A 25,961-nucleotide genomic window follows, 5' to 3' on the forward strand; every position below is an offset into this window, starting at 1 on the left:
GGAGGGCTGTGCCGCCGGGGTCTGGCCGTATCCCGGCTGGGCTCCGGAGGGCTGCTGGCCGTGGTCCTGGTGGCCCTGGTCGGGCTGCGGGGCGTACGGGGACTGCGCGCCCGAGGGCTGCCCGTAGACGGGCTGGCCCTGGCCGTACTGGTCCTGGCCGGGCTGGGGCGCGTACGGCGACGGGGCGCCCGGGGGCGGTGCGAAGCCGGGCTGCGCTCCCGGGGCCTGGCCGTAGCCCTGCTGGCCCTGGTCGGGCTGCGGGGCGTATCCGGGCTGGCCGCCGGAGGGCTGTGCCGCCGGGGTCTGGCCGTATCCCGGCTGGGCTCCGGAGGGCTGCTGGCCGTGGTCCTGGTGGCCCTGGTCGGGCTGCGGGGCGTACGGGGACTGCGCGCCCGAGGGCTGCCCGTAGGCGGACTGCTGGCCGGGATCCGGCTGCTGGGGCTGCTGTCCGTACTCCTGCTGCCCGTCCTGCCCGTGGTCCGGCTGCGGGCCCCGGTGGGGATCCTCCGGGGGCGGGGGGTTCGTCGGGGTCTGGCTCATGCTCTTCCTTGGCTCCGCTGATGAGGGGGAGGTTCCTGTACTACCGTGCTGTACCGACGACCGCGCGGGCCGGAGGCGGGCGACCTCGGCGCCGGACACGGGGTCCGACGCCTCGCCCATGTCAAATCCTAGGTCCTGCCGCTCCTCCCGCGCGCAGTGCTCGCTAGGGAGCCTCCGGGTGCGGCCCGGTGACGAAGTCGATCAGCTCCTCCACCCGGCCGAGCAGGGCCGGCTCCAGGTCAGCATAGGTACGCACCGATCCCAGGATCCGGCGCCACGCCTCGCCCGTCTCCATCCGCCAGCCCAGGGCGCTCACGACCCCCTCCTTCCAGGGAACGCCGCGCGGCACCTCGGGCCAGGCCCCGATCCCCACGGAACCCGGACGCACCGCCTGCCAGACGTCGACGTAGGGGTGCCCGGCCACCAGTACGTGCTCGCCGCGCACCCGCTCGGCGATCCGCGTCTCCTTGGAACCCGGCACCAGGTGGTCCACCAGGACGCCCAGCCTCCTGCCGGGCCCGGGTGAGAACTCCGCCACGATCGAGGGCAGGTCGTCGACCCCCTCCAGGAACTCGACGGCCACGCCCTCCACACGCAGGTCGTGGCCCCAGACCTTCTCCACCAGCTCGGCGTCGTGGACGCCCTCCACGTAGATCCGGCTCTCCCGGGCCGTGCGCGCCCGCGCGTCGGGCACCGCCACCGACCCGGAAGCGCTGCGCAGCGGTCCCCTCGGGCCCGCGGCGGGGCGCACCAGGGTCACCGGCTCGCCGTCGACCAGGAACGCGGCCGGGGCGAGGTCGAACACGCGGCGGCGGCCGTGCCGGTCCTCCAGCGTCACGGTGGCCTTGTCCCAGGCCACCACCGCCCCGCAGAACGCCTCCTCGGCGTCCTCCACGACCAGTTCCCGTTCCAGGGGCACCTCGCGGACCGCCTTCTTCCTCGGGCGGCGCCAGTCCCCGGCGAGCACGTCGCGGCCGTAACGGCCGGTTCCCTTGGTAGCCACGGTCGTGCAGTCTACTGGTGGCGCGAGCCGGCGCCCCGTCGGCCGCGGCGCGCGCCGCGGGCCCCGCGGGGGCGGGGGCGGCGGGGCGTCGGGCCCACGGGTAACCGTCAGGGTTTGCGGCCGGGCATAGACTTAGCACTGAGGACCACGGAGTGCCAGGAGGTGGCGAGTGCTGGATGAGCGCAAGCTCGCGGTCCTGCGTGCCGTCGTCGAGGACTTCGTCAACACCAACGAGCCCGTGGGGTCCAAGGCCCTGGCCGACCGGCACCGGCTCGGCGTCTCCCCGGCGACCATCCGCAACGACATGGTCGCCCTTGAGGAGGACGGCTACATCGCGCAGCCGCACACCAGTGCCGGCCGCGTCCCCACGGACAAGGGGTACCGGCTCTTCGTCGACCGGCTCTCCTCGGTCAAGCCGCTCTCGACCGCGGAGCGGCGCGCCATCGAGTCCTTCCTCACCGGCGCCGTCGACCTCGACGAGATCGTCGCCCGGACCGTGCGGCTCCTCGCGCAGCTCACCCGCCAGGTCGCGATCGTCCAGTACCCCTCGCTGACCCGCTCGTCGGTGCAGCACGTGGAGCTGGTCCCCCTCGGGGGACAGCGGATCATGATGGTCGTGATCACCAACACGGGCCGGGTCGAGCAGCGCGTCATCGACGGCCTGGGAGAGGTCCACGAGGCCGCCGTCGACGACCTGCGCGCGATGTTGAACCGGGCCATCGCCGGACGTCACCTCGGCGACGTGCCCGACGCGGTGGAGGACCTGCCTCCGCAGGTGCCGCCCGAGCACCGCCAGATGGCGGTGTCGGTCCTCTCCGTCCTGCTGGAGAGCCTCGTCGAACGGCACGAGGAGAAGATCGTCCTCGCGGGGACGGCCAACCTCGCCGCCGTCGACTTCGCCGCCAGCCTGAGGGACGTCCTGGAGGCACTGGAAGAGAACATGGTCCTCATCCGTTTGCTGGGAGAGGCCAAGGACCCGTCGATGCTCACGGTGCGCATCGGCGCGGAGAACTTCCACGAGGGCCTGAGGTCCACCTCCATCGTGTCGGCGGACTACGGTGTGGGAAACCAGTCGCTCGCCAAGATCGGTGTGGTGGGACCCACCCGGATGGACTACCCGGGGACGATGGGAGCAGTACGCGCCGTGGCTCGCTATGTCGGACAGATTTTGGCAGGACAGTAACCCAGTGGCCAGAGACTATTACCAGGTTCTCGGAGTGCGTCGCGACGCGTCCAAGGACGAGATCAAGAAGGCCTACCGGCGGCTCGCGCGCGAACTCCACCCGGACATCAACCCGGACCCCGCAACCCAGGAGCGCTTCAAGGAGGTGACCCAGGCCTACGAGGTCCTCTCCGACGAGAACAAGCGCCGGATGTTCGACATGGGCCAGGACCCCTACGCGCCCGGCGGCGGCGGCGGGGCCGGTGGCTTCGGCGGTGCGGGCGGGTTCGCCTTCGACGACATCATGAACGCCTTCTTCGGCGGCGGCCAGCCCGGCGGGCGCGGCCCCCGGGAGCGGGTCCGCCGCGGGCGCAGCATCAAGATCCGGGTCGAACTGGACCTGGTGGAGACCGCGTTCGGGGTCAGCAAGGAGATCACCTTCCCCACCGCCATCCTGTGCGAGACCTGCCAGGGCGAGGGGACGGCGGCCGGTTCGCACCGCACCACCTGTGAGATGTGCCACGGGCAGGGCGAGGTGTCCCAGGTCACCCGGTCCTTCCTCGGTCAGGTCATGACCTCCCGCCCCTGCCCCCAGTGCTCGGGCCAGGGCTCGGTCATCACCAACCCCTGCGGCGACTGCGCGGGCGAGGGCCGGGTGCGGGAGAAGGTCACCCGCACCGTCAAGATCCCCGCGGGCGTCGACGACGGCACCCGCATCCAGCTCGCCGGAGAGGGCGAGGTCGGACCCAACGGCGGACCGCGCGGCGACATCATCCTGGAGATCATCCAGCGTCCGCACCCCACCTTCGAACGGCGCGGTGACGACCTGCACTGCACGGTGACCGTCCCCATGACGGCCGCCGCGCTGGGCGCCTCCTTCGCCTTCGACACCCTCGACGGCACCGAGAACATCGACCTGCGCCCGGGCACCAACTCCGGCCACGTCATCACCCTCCCGAACAAGGGCGTCAGCCACCTCGACGGCGGAGGCCGGGGCGACCTGCGCATCCGCGTCGACGTGGAGACCCCGAGCCGGCTGGACGAGGAGCAGGAGGCCCTCCTGCGCAAGTTCGCCGAACTGCGCGGCGAGGACCAGACCCCGGGGCGCTTCAGCCCCGGACACGGCGGGTTCTTCTCCAAGATCCGCGACGCCTTCGGCGCCAAGTGACACCGCCGGTCTTCCTGGTCGAGGCCGCCGACCTGGCGGCCGACCGGGTGACGGTGGACGGCGCCGAAGGCCGTCACGCCGCCGTGGTGCGCCGCATCCGTGAGGGCGAGACCGTCGACCTCTCCGACGGACGCGGCCTGCGCGCCCGCTGCACGGTGACCGCCGTGGGCAGGGACCACATCGTCTGCGCGGTGGTGGGACGCCGGGAGGAACCGGCGCCCCGTCCCCGCCTGACCGTGGTCCAGGCGCTGCCCAAGGGCGACCGGGGCGAGCTGGCCGTGGAGATGATGACCGAGGCCGGAGCCGACGCGGTCGTGCCCTGGGCGGCGGACCGCTGCGTCACCCGCTGGAAGGGCGACCGCGCCGCCAAGGCGCTGGCCAAGTGGCGCGCGACCGCCCGTGAGGCGGCCAAGCAGGCCCGGCGCGCGCGGCTGCCCGAGGTCGCCGACCTCGCCGACCGCGCCGCCGTGACCGGGCTGCTGGCCGGGGCGGACCTGGGCGTCGTGCTGCACGAGGACGGCGCCAGCCGCCTGTCACAGCTGGATCTGCCCGCCGGACAGGGCCCCGGCGTCGTCGTGGTGGTCGGCCCCGAGGGCGGCTTCTCCGACGGCGAACTGGAGGCGTTCGACGCCGCGGGCGCGGTCCGGGCGCTGCTGGGGCCGAGCGTGCTGCGCACCTCCACCGCCGGGGTCGCCGCCCTGTCGGTGCTCCAGGCCCGCACCGGCCGCTGGTAGGGCGCGTAGGGCGCACGGCTGGTAGAGCACACGGCCGAACGCCGAACACGCGGGAGGCGCCCGGACCTGTCCGGGCGCCTCCCGCGTGTTCGTGTGCTCCTGTTCGCGGCCGATGTTCGGGGCCGGCCCCGGGAGGGGCGCGTCAGCCGCTGGGAGCCGTCTTGGCGCCGCTGTCGCCTCCGGTGGTGCCGGTGCCGCCCGTGCCGGTCTCGCCGCCGGTGCCGCCGCCCTCGCCGCCGGTACCGTCACCGCCGCCGGAGGGCTCCTCCCCGCCGGTCCCGCCGCCGCTGTCGCCGCCGCCGTCCTCACCGGCGGGCCCGTCGCCGGCGCCGCTGCTCGGCTCGTCGCTGGGCTCGCACTCCTCCTCGGAGGCGGCCTTCTCGTCCTTGTCCTCCTCGGAGGAACCGGACGGGGCCGGAGAGACGGACTCCCCGGGCGCCGGACACGTGGAGGTGGCCGTGACGCCCTCCTCGGAGGGAGCGGGCTCCTCCTCGTCGTCCTTCGGGGTGGGGGAGGCGGCCGGGTCCAGCGGCGGCTCCTCCTCCTGCTGGGTGGTGCCGTCCACGGAGCCGGTGGAGGCATCGGGTACGGCGACACCGCCGCCCCCTCCCTCCTCCTCGGCGGGCGCGCCCTCGCGGTCGGCGCCCGCGGGGACGATCTCCAGCACGTGGTCGCGGACCTGGGGGCTGGAGATGGCCACGGACCCGGCGATCAGGGCGGCTCCCGCCACCGCCACCGCCGGACGTAGCCAGGGCATACCGAACCAGGCCGAACCGCGGTTGCGCTCGGTGCGCTCACGGATCAGGTTCAACGCCTCGGGAGAGGTCGTGACCGTGTCGGCCTCGGCCTTGAGCAGGTGGCGGAGCTGATCCTCGAACGGATCGTTCGTGGGGTTCGTGGGGCTGGTCATGTCGTCTGCTCCAGAACAGAGCGGAGCGCGGAGATACCGCGGGACGTGTGGCTCTTCACCGCGCCCCGGCTGATCCCCATGGCGTCCGCGATCTGTGCCTCGGACAGGTCGCCGTAGTACCGGAGCACGATGGCCTCTCGCTGACGGGTGGGTAGTTTGCGCAGGGCACGGATGACGGCTTCGCGCTCCAACAGGCTCAGCGCGCCGTGTTCGGCGCTGGGCGCGTCGGGCAGGGCCTTGGGTGCGTGCTTCTCCACGACCGCCCTGTGGCGAAGCACGGACCGCGCCTTGTTCACCACGGCCTGGCGCAGGTAGGACAGCGCCTTGTTCGGGTCACGCAGGCGGCGCCACGCTCCGTGCATGGCGACGAACGAGTCCTGGACGACCTCTTCCGCGGTCGCGTGATCGCGGACGAGCAGGGCGGCGAGCCGAACGAGTGGACGGTAGTGCTCCCGGTAGAGCTCCGTCACGGCGTGGTCGGCGTCCCACTCCACCGAGAGCGGTGCCGTGGTGGCACCGGCCACCATGGTTTCTGTCGTCACATCAGTTCGACGCACACCCTTGTCGCGGGGTTTACGAAAGGGCATACCTCTTCTTTTCCAGGTAGACGTGCGTTTCAATCCGAACACGCGGGAATATGGCCGAGGCCGGACGGAGCCGACGACCTGACGCGCACGGGTGGAAAGCCTATCGCGCCCGGGGCGCCGGGCGTCGCCGAACCCGCTCGCCCGCGGCGCCGCGGGAGCCCTTCGCCGTTGGCCCGCCCGGCCGGGACCTGCGGCATCATGGTCCCGGACGAACCCGAGAAGGCGGCCGTTCCGGCGGCCGCGCAGACGGAAAAAGGTGCGCGATGGCCCAGGAAGACTGTCTTTTCTGCAAGATCGTGAAGGGGGAGGTGCCCGCCGAGATCGTGCGCGAGAGCGAGCGCGCGGTCGCCTTCCGCGACATCAACCCCCAGGCGCCCACGCACGTGCTGGTCATTCCGCGCGAGCACTATCCCACCGCCGCCGAGGCCGCCGCCGCGGACACCGGCCTGCTCGACGAGATCGTCCGGGTGGCGCACGAGGTGGCAGCGGCCGAGGACGTCGCCGACCAGGGCTACCGGTTGGTGTTCAACACCGGCAGCGGCGCCGGGCAGACGGTCTTCCACCTCCACGGGCACCTGCTCGGCGGCCGCGGGCTGAACTGGCCCCCCGGGTAGGCCGCAAGCGGCCCCCGGACCGCGGGCGGGCGGAAGCCGCCCCCCCGCGCCGCCACGTCCGCACCCCTTTGAGCACTCCTCCCGCAGGTTCTCCACAGGCGGAAATAACGGATCGAGTCGGGCGGAGGCGCCTTGGTAGACTCGTCGCTGTGGGCTTCGAGGGTTCGGTGTGACCGTTGGGAACACCGGCGAGGAAGCTCCGACCCGGCACCGCCCGCGGCGCCGGGACCGTCCACCAGGTGCGCCTCCCGCAGGGGTCGGGCAGGCGCCCGACCGAAGGGTAGGGACAGCGGCCGCACGGCCTCACCATGTCCGAGACAACGCACACGCACCCGCCACGGGACACCCAGGTCAAGGTCGTGGTGCCCGACGAGCACACGATGGTCAGCCTGCTGGGCTCCAGGGACGAACTCCTCAGGGCGTTGGAGCGGGCCTTCGACAGCGACATCCACGTGCGCGGCAACGAGTTCACCATCAGCGGCTCCCCGGAGGAGACCGCCGTCGTGGTCCGCCTCGTCGAGGAGCTGATCGAGCTCGCCAGGAGCGGCACCCACGTCACCCCCGACACCATCGAACGCATGGTCCACATGCTGCGCTCGCCCGGCGCCGAGCGCCCCGCGGACGTGCTGACCACCAACATCCTGTCCAACCGCGGCAAGACCATCCGCCCCAAGACGCTCAACCAGAAGCGCTACGTCGACACCATCGACCAGCGCACGGTGGTGTTCGGCATCGGTCCCGCCGGTACCGGCAAGACGTACCTGGCCATGGCCAAGGCGGTCAAGGCGCTCCAGGACAAGGAAGTCAACCGGATCATCCTCACCCGCCCCGCGGTGGAGGCCGGAGAGCGGCTGGGCTTCCTGCCCGGCACCCTCTACGACAAGATCGACCCCTACCTGCGCCCGCTCTACGACGCCCTGCACGACATGCTCGACCCCGACTCCATCCCCAGGCTGATGGCGGCGGGAACCATCGAGGTCGCCCCCCTGGCCTTCATGCGCGGTCGCACCCTCAACGACTCCTTCATCATCCTGGACGAGGCCCAGAACACCTCGCCCGAGCAGATGAAGATGTTCCTCACCAGGCTGGGGTTCGGCTCCAAGATCGTGGTCACCGGTGACGTGACCCAGGTCGACCTGCCCGGCGGGCAGACCAGCGGCCTGCGCACGATCGAGTCCATCCTGAGTGACATCGACGACATCGCCTTCTGCCGCCTGAGCAGTGAGGACGTCGTCCGGCACAAGCTGGTCGGCAGGATCGTGGACGCCTACGGGCGCTACGACGCCGCCCAGGGCGACACACGCGACGACCGCAGGGGCCCCGCCGGAGGCGGCCGTCCCCGCCGCGGACCCGCGCGCCGGGGCGCCTCCGACACCCCGACCGCGCCGGAGTCGGAGAGCGCCGATGGCGGGGAACAGGCAGACTGAGGTAGTAGTACGGCGTTCGAACCGGTGGGTCCGCGACAGGCGGGTCCACCGGTTCGGTTGCCGGGGCGCGCCCGACCGGCGCGCCGCACCACCGGCCGGGCGCGCCGCCCGGCCCCGCGATCCCTAGGTAAGGCAGCCGCAACCATGAGTATCGACGTCGCCAACGAGTCCGGCGTCACCACCGTGGACGAGGAGAGGCTCTCCCGTCTGGCCCGCCACGTGCTCGACGCCATGCGCGTCCATCCGCTGGCCGAGCTGTCCGTCGTGCTCGTGGACGAGGAGCCGATGGCCGACCTGCACGTGCGGTGGATGGACGAACCGGGTCCCACCGACGTGCTCTCCTTCCCGATGGACGAACTGCGCCCCGGCGGCCCCGGCCGCACGAGCGAGCCGGGCGTCCTGGGGGACGTGATCATCTGTCCGCAGGTGGCCGAGCGCCAGGCCGAGAAGGCCGGGCACGGCACCGAGGCGGAGATCGACCTGCTGTGCACGCACGGCATCCTGCACCTGCTGGGCTACGACCACGCCGAGCCCGAGGAGCACAAGGAGATGTTCGGCCTCCAGGGCGAGATCCTCGCCGCCTGGCGCGAGCGCGAGGCGCCCGGGGCCGAAGGGGATGAGAACGCCCGATGACTCCGTCGGCCTGGCCTGACATCGCCCCGCTGACCACCGGTGAGCCCGGGGAGTGGATCAGCGCGTTCGCGGTCGCCCTGGTGCTGACCGCCGTCGCGGGCTTCCTGGTGGCCGCGGAGGTCGCCGTCACCCGTGTGATGTCCGTGGGCCTGCCCGAGGCGAGCCCCGGTGAGCGCGTGGCCAAGGCCGGGCGCCGCTGGGAGCGGGTGTCGGCCGACCCGACCCGCCACCTCAACGTGCTGCTGTTCCTGCGCGTGGTGTGCGAGGTGTGCGCGGTGCTGGCCGCCGCCGTGGGCATGGTGTTCCTGCTGGGACTGGGCTGGCCCGCCCTCGGGTTGACCGCCGCGGCGATGGTCGTGGTGGAGTCGGTGCTGATCGCGATCGCGCCGCGCATCCTCGGCCGCCAGTTCTCCGGGGCCTTCGCGCGCGCCAGCGCGGCGGTGGTCTACCCGGTCCAGGTCGTGGTGGGCCCCATCGCCCAGCTGTTCGTGGGGGCGGGCCGCGCGCTCACCCCGCGCGCCAAGGGCGACCGCGAGGGCCCCTTCAGCACCGAGGTGGAGCTGCGCCAGCTGGTGGACCTGGCCGAGCGGGGGGAGGTCATCGACCCCGAGGAGAGCCAGATGATCCACTCGGTGTTCAAGCTCGACGACACGCCCGTGCGAGAGGTGATGGTGCCCCGCCCCGACATCGTGTTCACCAGCCGTGACGCCGACGCCGACGCGGTGCTGACCCTGGCGCTGGCCAGCGGGTACTCGCGTATCCCGGTGACGGGTGAGGACGAGGACGACGTGGTCGGCATCGTCTACCTCAAGGACCTGGTGTACCAGCTGCGCGACCGCTGGGCCGCGGCCGCGGGCACCGACGACGAGGTGCCGCTCACCGCGGGCGACGTGATGCGCCAGGCGAACTACGTCCCCGACACCAAGCCCATCGACGAGCTGCTGCGCGAGATGCAGCAGCAGCGCAACCACGTCGCCGTGGCCATCGACGAGTACGGCGGCACGGCGGGCCTGGTCACCCTGGAGGACATCGTGGAGGAGATCGTCGGTGAGATCACCGACGAGTACGACCACGAGATCCCGCCGGTGGCCTGGCTCGACGCGGACCGGGTGCGGGTGACCGCCCGCCTGCCGCTGGGTGAGCTGGACGAGCTGTTCCCGGACCGGAACCTGGACGTGACGGACGTGGAGACCGTCGGCGGACTCGTGGCGTTCGTCCTGGGCCGGGTGCCCGCGGGAGGGGACCGGGCCGAATACGCTGGTCTCCGACTCACCCTCGAGGGCAAGAACAGCCGCCGGAGCCGGATGACCACGGTCCTGGTGGAGCGCCTGCCCGCCGACGCCGCAGGGGCGCCGCAGGAGGGGAACGACGACGTGAGGAGCACGGAGCAGTGACGGAGACGACGGGGCTCGGCCCCGAGGACGGCAAGCTCATCACGCTCGCGCGGGCTTCCCGTGCCCGCAACGCGGCGGCGGAGGGCGCGGCGGTGCGCGACGAGACCGGACGCACGTACGTGGCCACGACGGTGTCGCTGCCCTCGCTCCGGCTGTCCGCACTCCAGGCGGCCGTGGCCGCGGCCGTCTCGGGTGAGGCCGCCGCGCTGGAGGCCGCCGTTGTGGTCACCGAGGCCGCGGAGCTGACCGAGGACGACCGCGCGGTGGCGGACGACCTGAAGACCCAGGTGGTGGTGATCGCCGCCCCTGACGGGGTGCCCGCGAGCATCACCCGGCGCTGAGAAGGACGCATGAACGAGCTCGACCTGGAGAAGCTGCGCCTGCCGTTGCAGATGCCCTCCCACCCGGAAGGCTTCCGCAGCGGTTTCGCGTGCTTCGTGGGCCGCCCCAACGTGGGCAAGTCCACCCTGATGAACGCGCTGGTCGGGCAGAAGGTGGCGATCACCAGCAACCGGCCCCAGACCACGCGGCGCACGGTGCGCGGAATCGTGCACCGGCCCGACGCGCAGCTGATCATCGTGGACACGCCCGGCCTGCACAAGCCGCGCACCCTTCTGGGCGAGCGGTTGGACTCGCTGGTGCGGTCCACCCTGGTCGAGGTGGACGTGATCGTGTTCTGTCTGCCGGCCAACGAGCCGATCGGGCGGGGCGACACCTACATCGCCAAGGAGCTGGCGGAGCAGACCAACACCCCCGTGGTCGCCCTGGTCACCAAGACCGACCTGGTGGACCGGGACGCCGTGGGCCGTCATCTGATGGCGGTGAACGAGCTGGGCGACTGGGCCGACATCGTCCCCGTCTCGGCCCAGGGGGGTTTCCAGCTGGATACCGTCACCGACGTGCTGTGCTCGCACCTGCCGGAGGGGCCGCCGCTGTACCCGGACGGCGACCTCACCGACGAGCCGGACGAGATGCTGGTGGCCGAGCTGGTGCGCGAGGCGGCACTGGAGGGCGTGCGCGACGAGCTGCCGCACTCCATCGCGGTGGTCGTGGACGAGATGTACGAACGCGAGAACACCCGCCCGGGCAAGGAGCTGATGGACATCTACGCGTCGCTGTACGTGGAGCGCTCCAGCCAGAAGGCGATCGTGATCGGGTCCAAGGGCTCGCGTCTGCGCGACGTGGGTTCGCGGTCCCGCAAGCAGATCGAGGCCCTGCTGGGCCGCCGGGTGTTCCTGGACCTGCGGGTGCGGGTGGCCAAGGACTGGCAACGAGACCCCAAGCAGCTGCGCAAGCTGGGCTTCGACCAGCCCACCTGACGGGTCGGCCGGAAGTGTCGCCGGTGTGACGCACGGGGTTCTGGCCCGCGCGGGTCCTGTACTCGCAGCGAGGCCGGGGCGCCGACGTCGGCTGTGGGCACAAGATCACCGTGAACAGGCCGGGCCGGGGATTCCCCGGCCCGGCCTGTTACGTCTGGTTGTTGAGGTCGGTGGCCAGCAGGGTGGCGCAGCGCCGCACGATGGGGGCGGCGCGGTCCACGAACTCCCAGCTCACCCGGGCCTCGGGGCCCGACACCGACACCGCCATCCCCGATGGCGCACCCGCGACGGGGACCGCCACGCAGCGCACGCCGACCTCCTGCTCGCCGTCGTCCACGGCGAAGCCCTGCGAGCGGACCCGGCGCAGCTCGGTGAGGAAGTCGTCGGGGTCGGTGATGGTGCGGTCGGTGGCGGCGGGCATGCCGGTGCGGCGGACCGTGGCCAGCACCTCCTCGTCGTCGAGCTGGGACAGCAGCGCCTTGCCCACGCCCGCCGAGTGCGGCAGCACGCGGCGCCCCACCTCGGTGAACATGCGCATGGAGTGCTGTGAGGGCACCTGGGCGACGTAGACGACCTTGTCGCCGTCGAGCATGGCGAGGTTGGCGGTCTCGCCCAGGTCCTCCACCAGCTGCGCCAGGTGCGGTCTCGCCCAGGTGCCCAGCATCTGCGAGGCCTTGTCGCCCAGCCCGATCAGCCGGGGGCCCAGCGCGTAGCGGCGGGAGGGCAGCTGGCGTACGTAACCGTTGCCGACCAGGGTGCGGATGATGCGGTGGATGGTCGGCAGCGGGAGGCCCGAGGACTCGGCCAGCTGGCTCAGCGAGGTCTCGCCGCCCGCCTCGGCCATGATCTCCAGCAGGGAGAAGGCGCGGTCGAGGGACTGCACGCCGCCGGGGCGTCCGCGTTTGCCCTGGTCTTCAGGGTGTAGAGAGGTCTGTGGGGCTGACAAGGATCGTGCTCCCATGCTGAGGGCCGTGGGTTCGGGGTCCTGCCTCCGCGGGGGGAGGACGGTTTCCGGCTCACTGTCTTCTATAGCACGTGGAACGGCGGCGTTCCGGTGCTCCGGGAACCTGCGTCCCGGGATCTTGGACACCTCGGGCTCTCTTGTTATTCCGGATAGCAAAAGTTACTATCCACGATAGGAAAAACTAGCCTGGGAGAGGACATACACGTGCAACAGGACCGGTCCGAGAACCGCCGCAGGGAACCCGATCTCGGTCTGGACGTACTCACCGCCGGACTGAACGCCCGCCTGGCCGACGCCGACGCCCGGCTCGTCCGCGACTACCCGGGCTCCTCCGGGGCCCGCCAGCCGGTGCACACCGTCTACGTCCCCGCGGACCGCGTCCGGACCGGCCTGGTCCGGGAGTGGGGCGAGGCCGCCCTGCGAAGCCTGGACGAGTACGCGTCCGACGCCGCGGCACTGGCCGCCGCCACCGGTGTGGACGAGGAGGCGGTGGCCGGGGTCCTGCCCCGCCTGCGCGACAAGCTCGTCCGCGAGCCGGTCGAGGACCTGCGCGTGGACCTGGAGGACGGCTACGGCGACCGGGGCGACGCGCAGGAGGACCGCGACACCGTCGACGCCGCCCGCGCCCTGTGCTCCGACCTGGGCGCCGGACAGGCCCCGCCCGTCCTCGGCGTCCGGATGAAGGGCATGGAGGCGGCCGGACGCGCCCGCGGCGCCCGCAGCCTCGCGCTGTTCCTGCACACCCTCCTTGAGGAGCTGGGCGGCCTGCCGGACGGGCTCGCGCTCACCCTGCCCAAGATCACCTCCGTGGAGCAGGTCGAGGCGATGGTCTGGCTCGCCGAGGAGCTGGAGCGGCGCCTGGAGCTGCCCGAGGGGCGGCTGCGGTTCGAGTTGCAGATCGAGACCCCGCAGTCGGTCCTGCTCCCCGACGGCACGGTGGCCGTCGCCCGCATGATCGGCGCCGGACAGGGGCGGGTCAGCGCCCTGCACTACGGCACCTACGACTACAGCGCCGCCTGCGGGATCACCGCCGCCTACCAGAGCATGGCCCACCCGGTCGCCGACCACGCCAAGGCCGTCATGCAGGTGGCCGCGGCCGGAACGGGGGTGTGGCTCTCCGACGGCTCCACCAACGTGCTGCCCGTGGGCTCGGCAGAGGAGGTGCACGCCGCCTGGCGCCTGCACGCCTCCCTGGTCCGCCGCTCCCTGGAGCGCGGCTTCTACCAGGGCTGGGACCTGCACCCGCACCAGCTGCCCACCCGCTACCTGGCCACCTACGTCTTCTACCGCGAGGCCTTCGCGCCCGCCGCCGCGCGCCTGCGCGCCTACCTCGGCGCCGTCGCCGGCGGCGTGCTGGACGAGCCCGCCACCGCCCAGGCGTTGGCCGCCGCCCTCGTGAGCGGGGTACGCTGCGGGGCGCTGGACGAGGCCGAGGTGGCCGACGCCGCCGGAACCGACACCCGCACACTCGTCGGCCTGGCCAGTCGACGGGTGGGACAGGAGCAGTGACACACATGACCCAGCACGATCTCGCCGTCCGCGCCCGCCGCGCCCTCACCCCCGAGGGAGAGAGGCCCGTCACCGTCGGGGTGCGCGACGGGCGCGTGGTCAACGTCCTGGAGGGGGAGTCCGCGCCGCTCATCGCCCGCCGCGAGATCACCCTGGCCGAGGACGAGGTGCTGCTGCCCGGCCTGGTCGACACACACGTGCACGTCAACGAGCCCGGGCGCACCGAGTGGGAGGGCTTCGCCACCGCCACGCGGGCCGCCGCCCTGGGCGGGATCACGACCCTGGTCGACATGCCGCTCAACAGCGTGCCGCCGACCACCACCGTCGCCGGGCTCGACGCCAAGCAGGCCGCCGCCGAGGGCAAGCTCGCCGTGGACGTGGGCTTCTGGGGAGGGGCGGTCCCCGAGAACAGCCGCTCCGGCGCCACGAAGGAGCTCGCCGCGCTGTGGGAGCGCGGGGTGTTCGGGTTCAAGGCGTTCCTGTCCCCGTCGGGGGTGGAGGAGTTCGGCCACCTGTCCCCGGAGGAGCTGTACTCGGCCGCGGAGGCGATCGGGGAGTTCGGCGGCCGGCTCATCGTGCACGCCGAGGACCCCGGCGTCCTGGACGGGGCGCCGCCCGCGGCCGGACGCGACTACGCCGCCTTCCTGGCCTCGCGGCCCGACACCGCCGAGAACGAGGCGATCGCCCGGGTGATCGACGTGGCCAGGGCCACCGGCACCCACGCGCACGTGCTGCACCTGTCCAGCGCCTCCGCGCTGCCGTTGATCGCCCAGGCCAGGGCCGACGGGGTGCCGCTGACGGTGGAGACCTGCCCGCACTACCTCACCCTGGAGGCCGAGGGCGTGCCCGCCGGGGCCACCCAGTACAAGTGCTGCCCGCCCATCCGGGACGCGGCCAACCGCGACCTGCTGTGGCGCGCGCTCGCCGACGGGCTGATCGACTGCGTGGTCAGCGACCACTCGCCCAGCACCCCCGACCTCAAGGACCTGGACACCGGCGACTTCGGCACCGCGTGGGGCGGGGTGTCCGGGCTCCAGGTGGGCTTCTCCGCGGTGTGGACCGAGGCCCGCCGCCGCGGCGGTTCCCTGGCGGACGTGGTGCGGTGGATGTCGTCCGGGCCCGCGCGGGTGGCCGGACTGCGCGGCAAGGGCGCCATCGCCGAGGGCGCGGACGCCGACTTCGCCGTGGTCGCCCCGGAGGAGTCCTTCCGGGTGGACGTGCGCGCGCTGGAGCACCGCAACCCGGTGAGCCCCTACGACGGGGCCGAACTGCTCGGGCGGGTGCGCCGCACCGTCCTGCGCGGCCGGGACGTGGGGCCAGAGGACAGGGCCGGGCGGATGCTCGTCCGTCGGTAGGAACGGCGACGGGCCGCCGCCGGGAGCATCCCGGCGGCGGCCCGGTCGTTGTCCGCCCAGCTGCCCGCGCGGTTGGCGCGGGCAGCGCGGGCGCGGAGGTCAGCCCCGCAGTTCGCTCCAGCGGTCGCGGAGGTGGTCGGCCCCGGCCCCGGTCAGGGAGCCGAAGACGTTGAGGCGGGCGATGCCGCCGTCGGGGAACACGTCGGTGCGCACGTGGGTGGCGGTGACCGGGGTGTCCAGGACGAAGCGGTGGGCGCTGTCGGGTTCCAGGCGGGTGCGGGGGACGATCTCGAACCACGCGTCGGGGGTGTCGGAGTGCGCGTCGCGTCCCAGCACCGCCACCCAGCCCGCGGCGTTGCCCTTGAGGTAGGCGGTGTCCAGCTCCAGGGCGCGGACCGTGGCCTGGGCGGTGAGGCGGAAGCGCACCCAGTCGTGCTCGGTGTCGCGGCGGCGCCGGTTCTCCCAGCCGTCGTCCATCTTCTGTGAGCGGCCGGGGGCGATGATGTTGTCCGGTGAGGAGTAGAAGCGGTCCGAGGCGTCCTCGACCATGCCGCCGTTGACCAGGGCGGCCACGTCGAAGCCGCCGAGGGCGGTCAGCCAGTCGGGGTCGGGCACGGGCTCGCCGTACACGCGCAGGCGGGCGACGCCGCCGTCGGGGAACTGCTTGAGGCGCAGGTGGGTCCACCGGCGCCCGGCGTCCACCTCGAAGCCGTTGGCGGCGTGCCCGTACACGAAGGCGCGGGGGACGATCTCGGTCCACTCCGCCTTGAGCAGCTCGTCGGTGGTGGGGGTGCCCTCCAGGTGGACGGCCTCGACACTCACCTCGCGGGGGTGGTTGCCGCGGAAGTGCGCGGTGTCCACCACCACGCCGCGGACCAGGCCGGGCAGGCCGAGGCGGACCAGGGCCCAGTCGTGGTCGTCGGCCGCGGGGTGGGGCTGGTCGCCGCTCACACCGCGGCGCCTGCGGGTCTCCCAGCCGTCCATCACCTTGCCCTTGTGGCCGAAGGCGTGCGGGTCGAACACGGCCGGTTCGGGCAGCAGCAGGTTCTCGCGCTGGGCGAAGAACTCGTCGTTGGCCGCCACGACCCCGGCGCCCAGGCGCCGGTCGGCCAGGTCGACCAGGGCCGAGAAGTCGAGGTCGGTGCCCCGGTAGTCGGCGTAGGGGTCGCCGCCCGCGTAGGGGCGGGCGTTGTAGGCGCGTGGATCGGTGGGCTGGGCCCCGCTCATGTTGCTCCTGAGAAAAGTGGACGTGTCGGACATGTCCAGAGTCCCAAGAGAAAACGGTTACTACCAGCGAAAGTTTCTGATCACTCTGTTCAGCTGAACTGAACAGAAGGGCGGCCCAGGTCCGCGGCGGTGTCGGCCAGGGCGCGCAGCACCGCCGCGACCTGGGGGCGACCGCCCGCCCCGGAGCGCACGGCGGAGACCACGTGGCGGCGCGGCTGGTCGGAGCGCAGCACCCGCAGGCTGACCCCGGGGGTGTCGTCCGCGGCGGCCAGCCGGGGGATCAGTGCGACGCCCATGCCCGCCGCCACCATGTCCAGGATGGCCCTCCAGTCGGAGGCCACGTGCGCCTGCCCCGGGACGAACCCCGCCTGGGCGCACGAGGCGACGGTGATGTCGTGCCAGGGGCCCGACGCCCCGTAGATCCACGGCTCCTCGGCCAGGTCGCGCAGACGCAGGGCGCGTGCGCCGGCCAGGCGGTGGTGGACGGGCAGGGCCGCGTCCAGGGGGTCGGTGAGCAGCTCGCGCCGGTCGTGTCGGCCGTCGTGGCCGGTGGGGGTCTGGGCGGCCAGGGACAGGCCGACGTCGATCTCGCCCGCTGACAACAGGTCGTAGACCTCGGCCGCCTCGGCCTGGTGCACCCGCGTGGTCAGGCCGGGGTAGGCGCGCCGCAGGGCGCCCAGCGCGGGCACCACGAGGCTGGGGATGGCGGTGGCGAAGGCGCCCACGCGCACGTGCCCGGCCTCGCCCCGGGCGAAGCCCTCCAGCTCGGCCTCGGCCCGCTCCAGCTGGGCCAGGACGATGTCGGTGTGGCGCAGCAGGGCGTACGCCGCGTCGGTGAGGCGGACCCGCCGCCCGTGCGCCTCCAGCAGGGCGACCCCCACCTGCTGGGAGAGGGAGGACAGCTGCTGGGAGACGGCGGAGGGGGTCATGCACAGGGCCTCCGCCGTGGCCCGGACGGTCCCGAACTCCTCCAGGGCGCGCAGGACGCGGAGTTTGCGAAGATCCCAGTCGGTCACCCTGTCAGGAATACCATTCAGCAGCCCTGAACGGAACGCCGGTGTCCGCGGGGATCGCGCGGACACCGGCTCCGGGGGTGGGGGCGCGGCCCCCGGCGACGGGTCACGCCCGGGGCTGGTCCAGCGGCTCGGAGCCCCCGTCGCGGTAGGCCTCCCGGGCCTGGTCGGTGTACTTGGCCTCCCCGGGACCGGCGCTGCCGATCTCCTCGGCGTCGATCTCGGCCGGGGCGGCGGAGCGCCCGCGGCCGATCACGTTGAAGCACACGTTGAGCACGATCGCGACGACGGCCGCTCCGATGATGCCCGAGTGCGCGACCAGCTCCACCGACTCGGGCAGGAAGGCGTAGAAGGTCGGGTAGGCCAGCGGGATGACCGCCACGCCCACGGAGGCGGCCACCAGCACCAGGTTGAGGTTGTTGGTGAAGTCGACCTTGGCCAGGGTCTTGACGCCGCTGGCGGCCACGCTGCCGAACAGGACCAGGCCCGCGCCGCCGAGCACGGGCGTGGGGATGGCCGCCATGGCGCCGCCCAGCACCGGGAACATCCCCAGCGCGACGAGGATGCCCGCGCCGGTGGCCACCACGTAGCGGCTGCGCACCTTGGTCAGGGCCAGCAGCCCGATGTTCTGCGCGAAGGAGCTGGTGGGGGTGGCGCTGAAGATCGGTCCGATGAGCGAGCCGCTCACGTCGGCGCGAAGGCCCGCCGAGATGCGCTTGGCGTCCACCTTCGAGCCGGTGATCTCACCGACCGCGATGATGTGCGAGGCCCCCTCGGTCAGGACCACGAGCATGATGACGCACATGGTGACGACCGCGGCGACCTCGAAGCGGGGCGCGCCGAAGTAGAACACCGAGGTCGGGTCGAACACGATGTCGGCCTCGCCCACCCGGCTGAAGTCGGCCATGCCCAGGGGGACGGCGACCAGGGTGCCCACGAGCAGGCCCAGGAGGATGGACAGCCGTCCCCAGATGCCGGGGAGGACCCGGGAGCCGAGCACGATCACCCCGAGGGTGAGCCCGGCCAGCCCGAGGTTGGCCAGGGGCGCGGCCGGGACCGCGGAGCCGTCCTCCAGGGTGCGGACGCCGCCGTCCATGATCCACCGCGCCGCCACCGGCATGAGGCTGACGCCGATGACGGTGATGATGGTGCCCGTGACGATCGGGGGGAAGAAGCGGATCAGCTGCCCGAAGAACGGTGTCAGCGCCAGGGCGAAGAGCCCGGCGGCGAGGGAGGCGCCGAAGGCCACGGGCAGGTTCTCGCCGTCCTGCCCCGCGGCCAGGGAGGTGATGGCGCTGACGGGGACGAAGGAGCAGGCCACCACGATCGGCATCTGCGCGCCGACGCGCCGGTGGCCCACGGTCTGCATGAGTGTGGCGAACCCCGCCACGAGGAGCGCGCCGCTGACGAGGATGCCCATGGCGGCAGGGTCGTTCGCGAGCCCGGCGGCGGCGCCGATGACGAGGGCCGGCGCCACCGCGCCGGCGTACATGGTCAGGATGTGCTGGAGCCCGTAGACCAGGAGCAGCCGCGCGGGCAGCTTCTCGTCCTCGGGGCGGGGAGAGGAGGCGGCGTTCGTTGTGGCCGAGTCCTTCGCGGACGGACTGTTCGACATGGCCAGTTTCCAGCCTTTGCGATCGGCGGCCACCCCGGAGGGGGCCGAACTCTCGGGCACTGGGCCCGGTGGTGTCGCACCGGCCCGACACCCCCGTCAGGGGGCGCCGGAGCCGGGGGAGGGCCTGCCGCGGCGGGCCAGGGCCCGTGGCACGGCTGTGCGCGCGGGTCACGGGAGTGTCGGTGCGTGTGCCAGACAGGGCGCCGGGGCCGCGGACGGGACCGCGAGGAGAGGGCGGTCCCGCCCGCGGGGCACTGCCGGAGCGCTCACCGGGGAGCGCCCGGACACGGGGTGGGGCGGGGCTTCGTCGGGGGTGGCGTCCGGGCGCCGGGGGCTGCCGCCCTCGGGGCGTGCGGACACGGGACGGCCGCGGGCCGCCCGGGGACGGGAGGGGCGGCGGGCGGCGGCGTCCCGGGGGGTGCGCCCCTAGACGAAGCCGGGGACGGTCTTCCAGGCGTCGCCGGGCTCGGGGGCGTCGTCGCGCTCCACGGTGGCCTCGATCTTGCCGTAGGGGCGGTCGGCGGCGAAGAAGACCTCGTTCGGGTTGTCCAGGCCGAACGGGGACAGGTCCACCAGGAAGTGGTGGTTGTTGGGCATGGAGAAGCGGATCTCGGCGATCTCCGGGTGCGCCTCCAGGACGGCCCTGCCCATCTCGTAGAGGGTCTGTTGCAGCGCCAGGCTGTGGGTCCGGGCGAAGGCCTCCAGACACAGGGCGCGGACCGAGGAGTAGGCCCTGTCGAAGTCGTGCTCCACGCCGACGTAGCGCCAGCGGGCGGTGACGTCGGTGGCCAGGATCCGGTCGGTGGTCTCGGGCAGCGTCGTGTACTTGGTCTTGGGGAAGCCGTGGAACTCCGAGCCGGTGGACTTGAGCACGGACAAGCCCTCGAAGCCCGAGACCACCCACTCCCGCCCGCCCGTCTTGGTGACGACGGTGGTGCGGGTCTCGGCGCCCCTGCGCGAGAACGCGTGGTCGTGCGGCCCGGAGGAGGTCTCGATCCGCTCCCAGGAGTACTCCTGCACCTCCTGGCGGGCCCCGTGCACGTACTCGTGCTCGTCCACGAAGTGGCGGGCCAGGCGCAGTGCGAAGTCCTCGACGGCGCCGACGCCGCCCCACTCGCGGGCCTTGGCGTAGACGGTGTTCTTCTGGGTGTCGGTCGGCAGGCAGGTGCTGTTGTCGCCGCGGGTGTGCACCGTCTCCAGCTCTCCGCGCAGCTGGGAGGTGACGTTGACGTCCTTGATCCGGTGGACGTCGGTGTCGCGGTTGACGTGGACGAGGCGGACCTCGGCCTTGCCGTACTGGTTTTCTCCGAGTCGGATGCCCATCAGGGTGAACTCCATCCGTGTGATGCGTGAAGTCGTCATCGTTCGCGCCGTGGCGCAGTGCTACGAGGGAGGACCGCTGTGGTCGTGCGGAAGGACCTGTCGCGCACTCGAAGATTCAGGCTTGCTCTGGCCGGCGAGGATCTCCTGCCCGCCGCTCCCTTCCCGGTCGGCCGTGCCGCCGCGGTGGTCTGTGTGGGTGGTGTCCAGGGGGAGGGCGCGGGGCGCCCGCCCGGTCAGGGCGTGTGTCCGCCGGACATGCCCTAGGAGCCCCGGTAGGTCGAGTAGGCGAACGGGCTCAGCAGCAGCGGGACGTGGTAGTGGGCCTCCTCGTCGGCGAGGTCGAAGACGATGGAGACCTCGGGGTAGAAGCCGCGCTGGCCGGTCGCCCCGAAGTAGGCGGCGGTGTCGAAGACGACCCGGTGGAAGCCCGCGGGGAGCCGGTCGGGGCCCAGGTCGGGCACGCGCCCGTCGTCGTCGGTGCGCCCCTCGGCGACCGTCCGCCAGGCTCCGGGGCCGTCGGCGACCTCCAGCCGCACGGGCACGCCGCGGGCGGGTCGGCCCAGGGCGGCGTCCAGGACGTGGGTGGTGACGTGGCTCATGCGTCCTCCTCCAGGAGTTTGACGAGGCGGAGCCCGGCGATCCGCCGCAGCTCCCCGCCGACCACGGCCAGTTCGGTGTCGCGGTCATTGGACAGGCGTGCGACCAGGTCCGCGAGGAGTTCGCGGCTGGAGCGCCCGCTCGCGCAGACGAGGTAGATCTGCCCGAACCTGTCCTCGTACTCGCGTTGGGCGTGGGCGAAGATCCGCTGGACGCGCACGGAGGCGTCGTCGGTGTCGGAGGCGAAGGCGGACTGCTCCCCGCGCGACCAGGCGGCCTCGGTGCCGGCGCCCTCGGCCTTCTCCCCGATGCGGGGGTGGCGGGCCAGCGCGGAGGCGACCTCGTCGGCGGTGACCGCGCGCGCGTGCCCGTCGGCAGAGGCCAGCAGGGCCGCGCGGTCGGAGAAGGGCGCCTCGGACGCGACGGCCGCGACCCAGCGGTCCACGTCCAGGCACTGCGCGAGTGCCGCGCGCAGCTCCTGTGCGGACAGCGCGTTCAGTCGCGCCAGACCGGGGTCGGGCCCGCTCTTCGGCTCCTCCGGGGTGCTCATGTGGTCTCCCGTGACTCGGCGCGACCCCGGGTCTCCCGTCCGTGGGACGGCGTACCGCGGTTCCCGCCAAGAATTTTCGTAGTGCAGATACCTAATTCCGTATTACGGATTGGAGGGACTCTAGTTGATGCGAGTGTGACCTTGTCAACACTCGCAAGGGGAGATCTGCGAAAAATAACCCGATCTGTGCCCGAGCACAAAGAAGCCCCGACCTGCTCGTCGTCACTCAGAGTTCGTGGCGGGATTCGTGGGGTTCATGGGGCTGGGGCGGCTGGAGGTGGCATCTGGCGCGTCAGACGGCCGGAATCCGGAGTGGTTGACAAGCGGGGGTGCCTCGGCACACACTTCAATCATTCCTTAAAGCGAAAACTACTTTCCACATTGTGGAAGTAGATGCTGGAGGCAAGGTATGAGCCACACCCTGGGGTACACGGTGAACTGCTCGCTGCTGTTCACCGAGCTCCCCCTCAACGACCGCCCCCGGGCGGCACGGGAGGCGGGCTTCGACGCCGTCGAGTTCTGGTGGCCGTTCGAGAGCCCGACCCCGCCGCAGGACGAGGTCGACTCCTTCGTCTCCGCCCTCGACAGGGCGGGGGTCCGCCTCAGCGGCCTCAACTTCTTCGCGGGCCGGCTGCCCGGCCCCGACCGCGGCGTGCTCTCGCACCCCTCGCGCAGCGCCGAGTTCCGCGCCAACATCGACGTCGTGGTGCGCATCGCCGAGCGCACGGGCGCCACGGGCTTCAACGCCCTCTACGGCCTGCGTCAGCCGGGGGTCGACCCCGGCGAACAGGACCGGACCGCCCTGGAGAACACCGTCGCGGCGGCCGAGGCCGTGGCCGCGGTCGGCGGCACCGTCCTCATCGAGCCCATCAGCGGGGCCGAGAGCTACCCCCTGACCACCGCCGCGGACGGGCTCGCCTTCGTCGCCCGTGCGGGGGAGGCGGGCGCGGACAACGTCGCCCTCCTGGCGGACCTGTACCACCTCGCCGTCAACGGCGACGACTTCGCCGCCGCGGTCCGCGACCACGCCGCCGAGTTCGGACACATCCAGATCGCCGACACCCCCGGACGCGGCGAGCCCGGCACCGGACGGCTGCCCATCGGGGAACTCCTCACCGCCGCCCAGGCCGGGGGCTACCGGGGACTCGTCGGCCTGGAGTACAAGCCGACCGTGCCCAGCGCCCAGAGCTTCGGCTGGCTCAACTGACTCCACAGCCGCGCGTCCGACCGCCAGTCACACAGCACCAGCCACACAGCACCAGCCACGCACCACCAGTTACGAAGGGGGCCGTCGTGCCCGTCAAGAAGATCGCCTTCATCGGCCTGGGGATCATGGGCCTGCCCATGGCCGTCAACCTCGTCCGCGCCGGATACACCGTGACCGGCCACAACCTCACCCCCGAGCGCGTCGACGCGCTGGTCGCCGAGGGCGGCCTGCGCGGGGGCAGCGTCGCCGGGGCCGTCGCCGACGCCGACGCCGTCATCACCATGGTCCCGGACTCCCCGGACGTGGAGGAGCTCATGCTCGGCCAGGGCGGCGTCTTCGAGAGCGTCAAGCCCGGCACCCTGGTCATCGACATGAGCACCATCCGCCCGGACGTGTCCCGCTCGGTGGCCGCGGCCGGGGCCGAGCGCGGCCTGCGCGTCCTGGACGCCCCCGTCAGCGGTGGCGAGGCGGGCGCGGTCGAGGCCAAGCTCTCCATCATGGTCGGCGGCGCGGCGGAGGACTTCGAGGCGGCCCGGCCGCTCTTCGACGTCCTGGGCACCACCCCGGTCCTGGTCGGCCCGAGCGGCTCCGGCCAGACGGTCAAGGCCGCCAACCAGCTCATCGTCGCGGGCAACCTCCAGCTCCTGGCCGAGGCCCTGGTCTTCCTGGAGGCGCACGGGGTGGACACCGAGTCCGGCCTGGAGGTCCTGGGCGGCGGGCTCGCGGGCAGCACCGTGCTCCAGCGCAAGGGCGCGGCCATGCGCGCGCGCGACTTCGCCCCGGGCTTCCGGATCGCCCTGCACGACAAGGACATGCGCATCGTCACCGACTCCGCGCGCGCCGCCGGGGTCGCGATCCCGCTGGGCTCGCAGGTCGCGCAGTACGTCGGCGCGCTCAAGCACCAGGGACACGGCGGCCTCGACCACTCCGCGCTGCTGAAGATCGTCGAACAGCTCTCCGACCGCTCCGACCGGTAGCGGACCGGCACTGCGGACAACAGGGTCCGCGCCCGGTCCCGCGCGGTCCGTCCCCGGTGTTGGCCGCACCGGGGGAGAGCCCGGCCCGCGCGTGCCGTCCGGTCCCACCCGCACCCCGGCACCACCCCTGGCACACAGCGTCACCACTACCCGGCGCCACCAGCACACAGCGCCACCAGCACACAGCGTTGTCACCACACAGCGCCACCACCACACAGCGTTGTCACCACACAGCCACCAGCACCCCCAGCACTGAAGGGTTCGCTTCCCATGCCACAGATGCCCGCGATGAACGCGGTCGTGGAGGTCCTCAAGGACGAGGGCGTCGACACGGCCTTCGGCTGCCCCGGCGCGGCCATCCTGCCCCTCTACAAGGCGATGGAACAGGTCGGCGGTATCGAGCACCTGACCGTCCGCCACGAGGAGGGCGCCACCCACATGGCCGACGGCTGGTCCCGGACCACCGGCAAGGTCGGGGTGGCCATCGGCACCTCCGGTCCCGCCGGGACCAACATGATCACCGGCCTGTACACGGCCATCGCGGACTCGGTCCCGATCGTGTGCATCACCGGCCAGCAGCGCACCGACCTGCTGGACAAGGAGGGCTTCCAGGCGGTCGACATCGTCGAGATCGCCAAGCCCGTCACCAAGTGGGCCGTCCAGGTCAAGGAGGCCGCCACCGCTCCCTGGATCTTCCGCGAGGCGTTCCGGATCGCACGGGAGGGACGCCCCGGCCCCGTCCTGGTGGACATCCCGGTGGACGTCGCCCAGCAGCTGATCGACTACGACCCCGCCATCGACGCCCCGCTGAAGGTCAACACCGTCGAGCCGCACCCGCCCCGGGTGGAGCGCGCGCTGGACATGCTGCTGGAGGCCGAGCGCCCCCTGATCCTGGCCGGGGGCGGCGTGATCACCGCCGAGGCCTCCGACGACCTGCGCGCGCTGGCCGAGCACCTCCAGGTGCCGGTGCAGGTCACCCTCATGGGCAAGGGCTCCTTCGACGAGGACTCGCCCCTGTACTCGGGCATGACCGGCGTGCAGACCTCCCAGCGCTACGGCAACGCCTCCTTCCTGGAGTCGGACCTGGTCCTGGCCGTGGGCGCGCGCTTCGCCGACCGCCACACCGGGCAGATCGACGTCTACCGGGGCGAGCGCAGGTTCATCCACGTCGACATCGAGGCCACCCAGATCGGCCGGGTCTTCGAGCCCGACCTGGGCGTGGTCTCCGACGCGGGGCTGTTCCTGCGCGAGCTGCTCGCCGCCGCCCGCGCCCGCGGGGCCACGGCCCAGGTGCGGCCCTGGATCGACCGGGTCGCCGAGCTCAAGGCCACCCTGACCCGCCGCGAGGACTTCGACACGGTCCCGGTCAAGGCACCGCGCGTCTACAAGGAGATCAACGAGGTCTTCGGCGAGGACACCTACTTCGTCACCGCGATCGGTCTCTACCAGATCTGGGGAGGCCAGCACCAGAAGGCGTACAAGCCGCGCCACTACCAGATCTGCGGCCAGGCGGGCCCGCTCGGCTGGGAGATCCCCGCCGCCATCGGCGTCAAGAAGGCGCTCAAGGACACCGAGCCGGACGCGGAGGTCGTCGGGATCGTCGGCGACTACGGGTTCCAGTACATGGTCGAGGAACTGGCCGTCGCCGCCCAGTACGACGTGCCCTACGTCATCATCATGCTCAACAACGAGTACCTGGGCCTGATCCGCCAGGCATCGATCCCGTTCGACATGAACTACCAGGTGGACATCCACTACGACGAGTACGGCACCGACAACGTCAAGCTCATGGAGGCCTACGGGTGCTCCGGACGCCGTGTTGTGGACCCCGGGGAGATCCGCGAGTCCCTGGAGTGGGCCCGCAAGCAGGCCCAGGCCACGTCGCGGCCGGTGCTCGTGGAGATCATGATCGAACGCGAGGCCAACACGCCGCACGGGCCCGCGATCGACGCGGTCCGGGAGTTCGAGCCGGTTCCCGGGGCCTGACGGCGAGTGTGCCCCGTGCGGAACGCCTGCCACAGCGGGCCAAACGGGGCACACCGGGAGCACCAGGCACATATGAACCCGTCGTTACAGGGTTGTGTCCGGAGTGTGTCGCGACGTGCGTTTTCTCCGGCCCGCACCTGCGCAAAC

Annotated in this window: 25 protein-coding genes; 15 read left to right on the forward strand and 10 right to left on the reverse strand. The window is 72.4% G+C overall.

The genetic code is table 11. From position 1 onward, the window contains the following. On the forward strand, positions 1-561 hold a 561-nt coding region (locus tag HGB44_RS32405; RefSeq protein ID WP_210751319.1), incomplete at its 5' end, for a hypothetical protein. A gap of 142 nt (positions 562-703) precedes the next feature. Here HGB44_RS32405 and HGB44_RS07690 read toward each other — a convergent pair. After that, complete coding sequence (locus HGB44_RS07690; RefSeq protein ID WP_061078305.1) at positions 704-1,543, reverse strand: DUF3097 domain-containing protein; 840 nt, start codon at positions 1,541-1,543, stop codon at positions 704-706. Between the two features lie 169 nt (positions 1,544-1,712). On the opposite strand from HGB44_RS07690, the gene hrcA reads away from it, so the two are divergent. From hrcA to HGB44_RS07705, 3 genes are read left to right on the forward strand one after another with little or no spacing between them, the layout of a single operon-like run. Then, positions 1,713-2,726, forward strand: coding sequence for a heat-inducible transcriptional repressor HrcA (gene hrcA, locus HGB44_RS07695; RefSeq protein ID WP_061078306.1), 1,014 nt, complete (start codon positions 1,713-1,715; stop codon positions 2,724-2,726). 4 nt (positions 2,727-2,730) lie between these two features. Further along, entirely contained in the window at positions 2,731-3,873 is a 1,143-nt protein-coding gene (gene dnaJ / locus HGB44_RS07700; RefSeq protein ID WP_061078307.1) for a molecular chaperone DnaJ, read from the forward strand. Continuing rightward, on the forward strand, positions 3,870-4,607 hold the full coding sequence (locus tag HGB44_RS07705) for a 16S rRNA (uracil(1498)-N(3))-methyltransferase (RefSeq protein WP_061078308.1): 738 nt from the start codon (positions 3,870-3,872) through the stop codon (positions 4,605-4,607). Before dnaJ ends, HGB44_RS07705 begins: the two co-directional genes overlap by 4 nt. A gap of 142 nt (positions 4,608-4,749) precedes the next feature. Here the strand turns inward: HGB44_RS07705 and HGB44_RS07710 are convergent, their stop codons facing one another. Both HGB44_RS07710 and HGB44_RS07715 read right to left on the reverse strand, forming a co-directional pair. After that, on the reverse strand, positions 4,750-5,517 hold the full coding sequence (locus tag HGB44_RS07710; protein WP_061078309.1) for a prolipoprotein diacylglyceryl transferase: 768 nt from the start codon (positions 5,515-5,517) through the stop codon (positions 4,750-4,752). Beyond that, on the reverse strand, positions 5,514-6,044 hold the full coding sequence (locus HGB44_RS07715; protein ID WP_013151757.1) for a SigE family RNA polymerase sigma factor: 531 nt from the start codon (positions 6,042-6,044) through the stop codon (positions 5,514-5,516). The genes HGB44_RS07710 and HGB44_RS07715 overlap by 4 nt, the downstream gene beginning before the upstream one ends. 323 nt (positions 6,045-6,367) lie before the next feature. Here HGB44_RS07715 and HGB44_RS07720 point away from each other — a divergent pair, with 323 nt between their 5' ends. From HGB44_RS07720 to era, 6 genes are all read left to right on the forward strand, one after another. After that, positions 6,368-6,718, forward strand: a complete 351-nt coding sequence (locus HGB44_RS07720) for a histidine triad nucleotide-binding protein (RefSeq protein WP_061078310.1) — start codon at positions 6,368-6,370, stop codon at positions 6,716-6,718. 308 nt (positions 6,719-7,026) lie between these two features. Further along, positions 7,027-8,145 carry a PhoH family protein gene (locus HGB44_RS07725; protein WP_061078311.1) on the forward strand — a complete coding sequence of 373 codons (1,119 nt, stop codon included), beginning with the start codon at positions 7,027-7,029 and terminating at the stop codon, positions 8,143-8,145. Between the two features lie 144 nt (positions 8,146-8,289). Next, the gene (ybeY, locus tag HGB44_RS07730) at positions 8,290-8,778 is read left to right on the forward strand and encodes an rRNA maturation RNase YbeY (protein WP_061078312.1); all 489 of its coding nucleotides are present in this window, start codon (positions 8,290-8,292) and stop codon (positions 8,776-8,778) included. Further along, entirely contained in the window at positions 8,775-10,172 is a 1,398-nt protein-coding gene (locus tag HGB44_RS07735) for a hemolysin family protein (protein ID WP_061078313.1), read from the forward strand. The genes ybeY and HGB44_RS07735 overlap by 4 nt, the downstream gene beginning before the upstream one ends. Beyond that, positions 10,169-10,513: a hypothetical protein gene (locus HGB44_RS07740; RefSeq protein ID WP_017565543.1), complete on the forward strand. Its 345-nt coding sequence runs from the start codon at positions 10,169-10,171 to the stop codon at positions 10,511-10,513. The genes HGB44_RS07735 and HGB44_RS07740 overlap by 4 nt, the downstream gene beginning before the upstream one ends. A 9-nt stretch (positions 10,514-10,522) precedes the next feature. Next, positions 10,523-11,491 (forward strand): GTPase Era, encoded by a 969-nt coding sequence (era, locus tag HGB44_RS07745; RefSeq protein ID WP_061078314.1) that lies wholly within the window; start codon positions 10,523-10,525, stop codon positions 11,489-11,491. Between the two features lie 148 nt (positions 11,492-11,639). Here the strand turns inward: era and HGB44_RS07750 are convergent, their stop codons facing one another. Then, the gene (locus HGB44_RS07750) at positions 11,640-12,374 is read right to left on the reverse strand and encodes an IclR family transcriptional regulator (RefSeq protein ID WP_061078315.1); all 735 of its coding nucleotides are present in this window, start codon (positions 12,372-12,374) and stop codon (positions 11,640-11,642) included. A gap of 285 nt (positions 12,375-12,659) precedes the next feature. On the opposite strand from HGB44_RS07750, the gene HGB44_RS07755 reads away from it, so the two are divergent. Next, positions 12,660-13,964, forward strand: coding sequence for a DUF6986 family protein (locus HGB44_RS07755; protein ID WP_061078316.1), 1,305 nt, complete (start codon positions 12,660-12,662; stop codon positions 13,962-13,964). A 5-nt stretch (positions 13,965-13,969) separates the two neighbouring features. Then, on the forward strand, positions 13,970-15,319 hold the full coding sequence (allB, locus tag HGB44_RS07760; RefSeq protein WP_061078317.1) for an allantoinase AllB: 1,350 nt from the start codon (positions 13,970-13,972) through the stop codon (positions 15,317-15,319). A gap of 99 nt (positions 15,320-15,418) precedes the next feature. Here the strand turns inward: allB and alc are convergent, their stop codons facing one another. The 6 genes from alc to uraD form a co-directional block, all read right to left on the reverse strand. Continuing rightward, complete coding sequence (gene alc, locus HGB44_RS07765) at positions 15,419-16,546, reverse strand: allantoicase (RefSeq protein ID WP_061078318.1); 1,128 nt, start codon at positions 16,544-16,546, stop codon at positions 15,419-15,421. An 89-nt stretch (positions 16,547-16,635) separates the two neighbouring features. Then, on the reverse strand, positions 16,636-17,562 hold the full coding sequence (locus tag HGB44_RS07770) for a LysR family transcriptional regulator (protein WP_061078319.1): 927 nt from the start codon (positions 17,560-17,562) through the stop codon (positions 16,636-16,638). Between the two features lie 103 nt (positions 17,563-17,665). Further along, on the reverse strand, positions 17,666-19,174 hold the full coding sequence (locus HGB44_RS07775; protein ID WP_061078320.1) for a nucleobase:cation symporter-2 family protein: 1,509 nt from the start codon (positions 19,172-19,174) through the stop codon (positions 17,666-17,668). 426 nt (positions 19,175-19,600) lie between these two features. After that, positions 19,601-20,497, reverse strand: coding sequence for a factor-independent urate hydroxylase (gene pucL, locus HGB44_RS07780; protein ID WP_061078412.1), 897 nt, complete (start codon positions 20,495-20,497; stop codon positions 19,601-19,603). A 260-nt stretch (positions 20,498-20,757) separates the two neighbouring features. Beyond that, entirely contained in the window at positions 20,758-21,096 is a 339-nt protein-coding gene (gene uraH / locus HGB44_RS07785; RefSeq protein ID WP_061078321.1) for a hydroxyisourate hydrolase, read from the reverse strand. Next, positions 21,093-21,644: a 2-oxo-4-hydroxy-4-carboxy-5-ureidoimidazoline decarboxylase gene (gene uraD / locus HGB44_RS07790; RefSeq protein WP_061078322.1), complete on the reverse strand. Its 552-nt coding sequence runs from the start codon at positions 21,642-21,644 to the stop codon at positions 21,093-21,095. The genes uraH and uraD overlap by 4 nt, the downstream gene beginning before the upstream one ends. Positions 21,645-22,053: 409 nt before the next feature. Here uraD and HGB44_RS07795 point away from each other — a divergent pair, with 409 nt between their 5' ends. The 3 genes from HGB44_RS07795 to gcl all read left to right on the forward strand — a co-directional run bounded on the left by HGB44_RS07795 (position 22,054) and on the right by gcl (position 25,814). Continuing rightward, entirely contained in the window at positions 22,054-22,851 is a 798-nt protein-coding gene (locus HGB44_RS07795; RefSeq protein ID WP_061078323.1) for a hydroxypyruvate isomerase family protein, read from the forward strand. A gap of 86 nt (positions 22,852-22,937) precedes the next feature. After that, positions 22,938-23,828 carry a 2-hydroxy-3-oxopropionate reductase gene (locus HGB44_RS07800; RefSeq protein WP_082768172.1) on the forward strand — a complete coding sequence of 297 codons (891 nt, stop codon included), beginning with the start codon at positions 22,938-22,940 and terminating at the stop codon, positions 23,826-23,828. A 270-nt stretch (positions 23,829-24,098) separates the two neighbouring features. Continuing rightward, the gene (gcl, locus tag HGB44_RS07805; RefSeq protein WP_061078324.1) at positions 24,099-25,814 is read left to right on the forward strand and encodes a glyoxylate carboligase; all 1,716 of its coding nucleotides are present in this window, start codon (positions 24,099-24,101) and stop codon (positions 25,812-25,814) included. Positions 25,815-25,961: the final 147 nt, after the last annotated feature.

Origin of the sequence: Nocardiopsis alborubida, assembly GCF_012396365.1 — a bacterium.
GTDB lineage: Bacteria > Actinomycetota > Actinomycetes > Streptosporangiales > Streptosporangiaceae > Nocardiopsis > Nocardiopsis alborubida.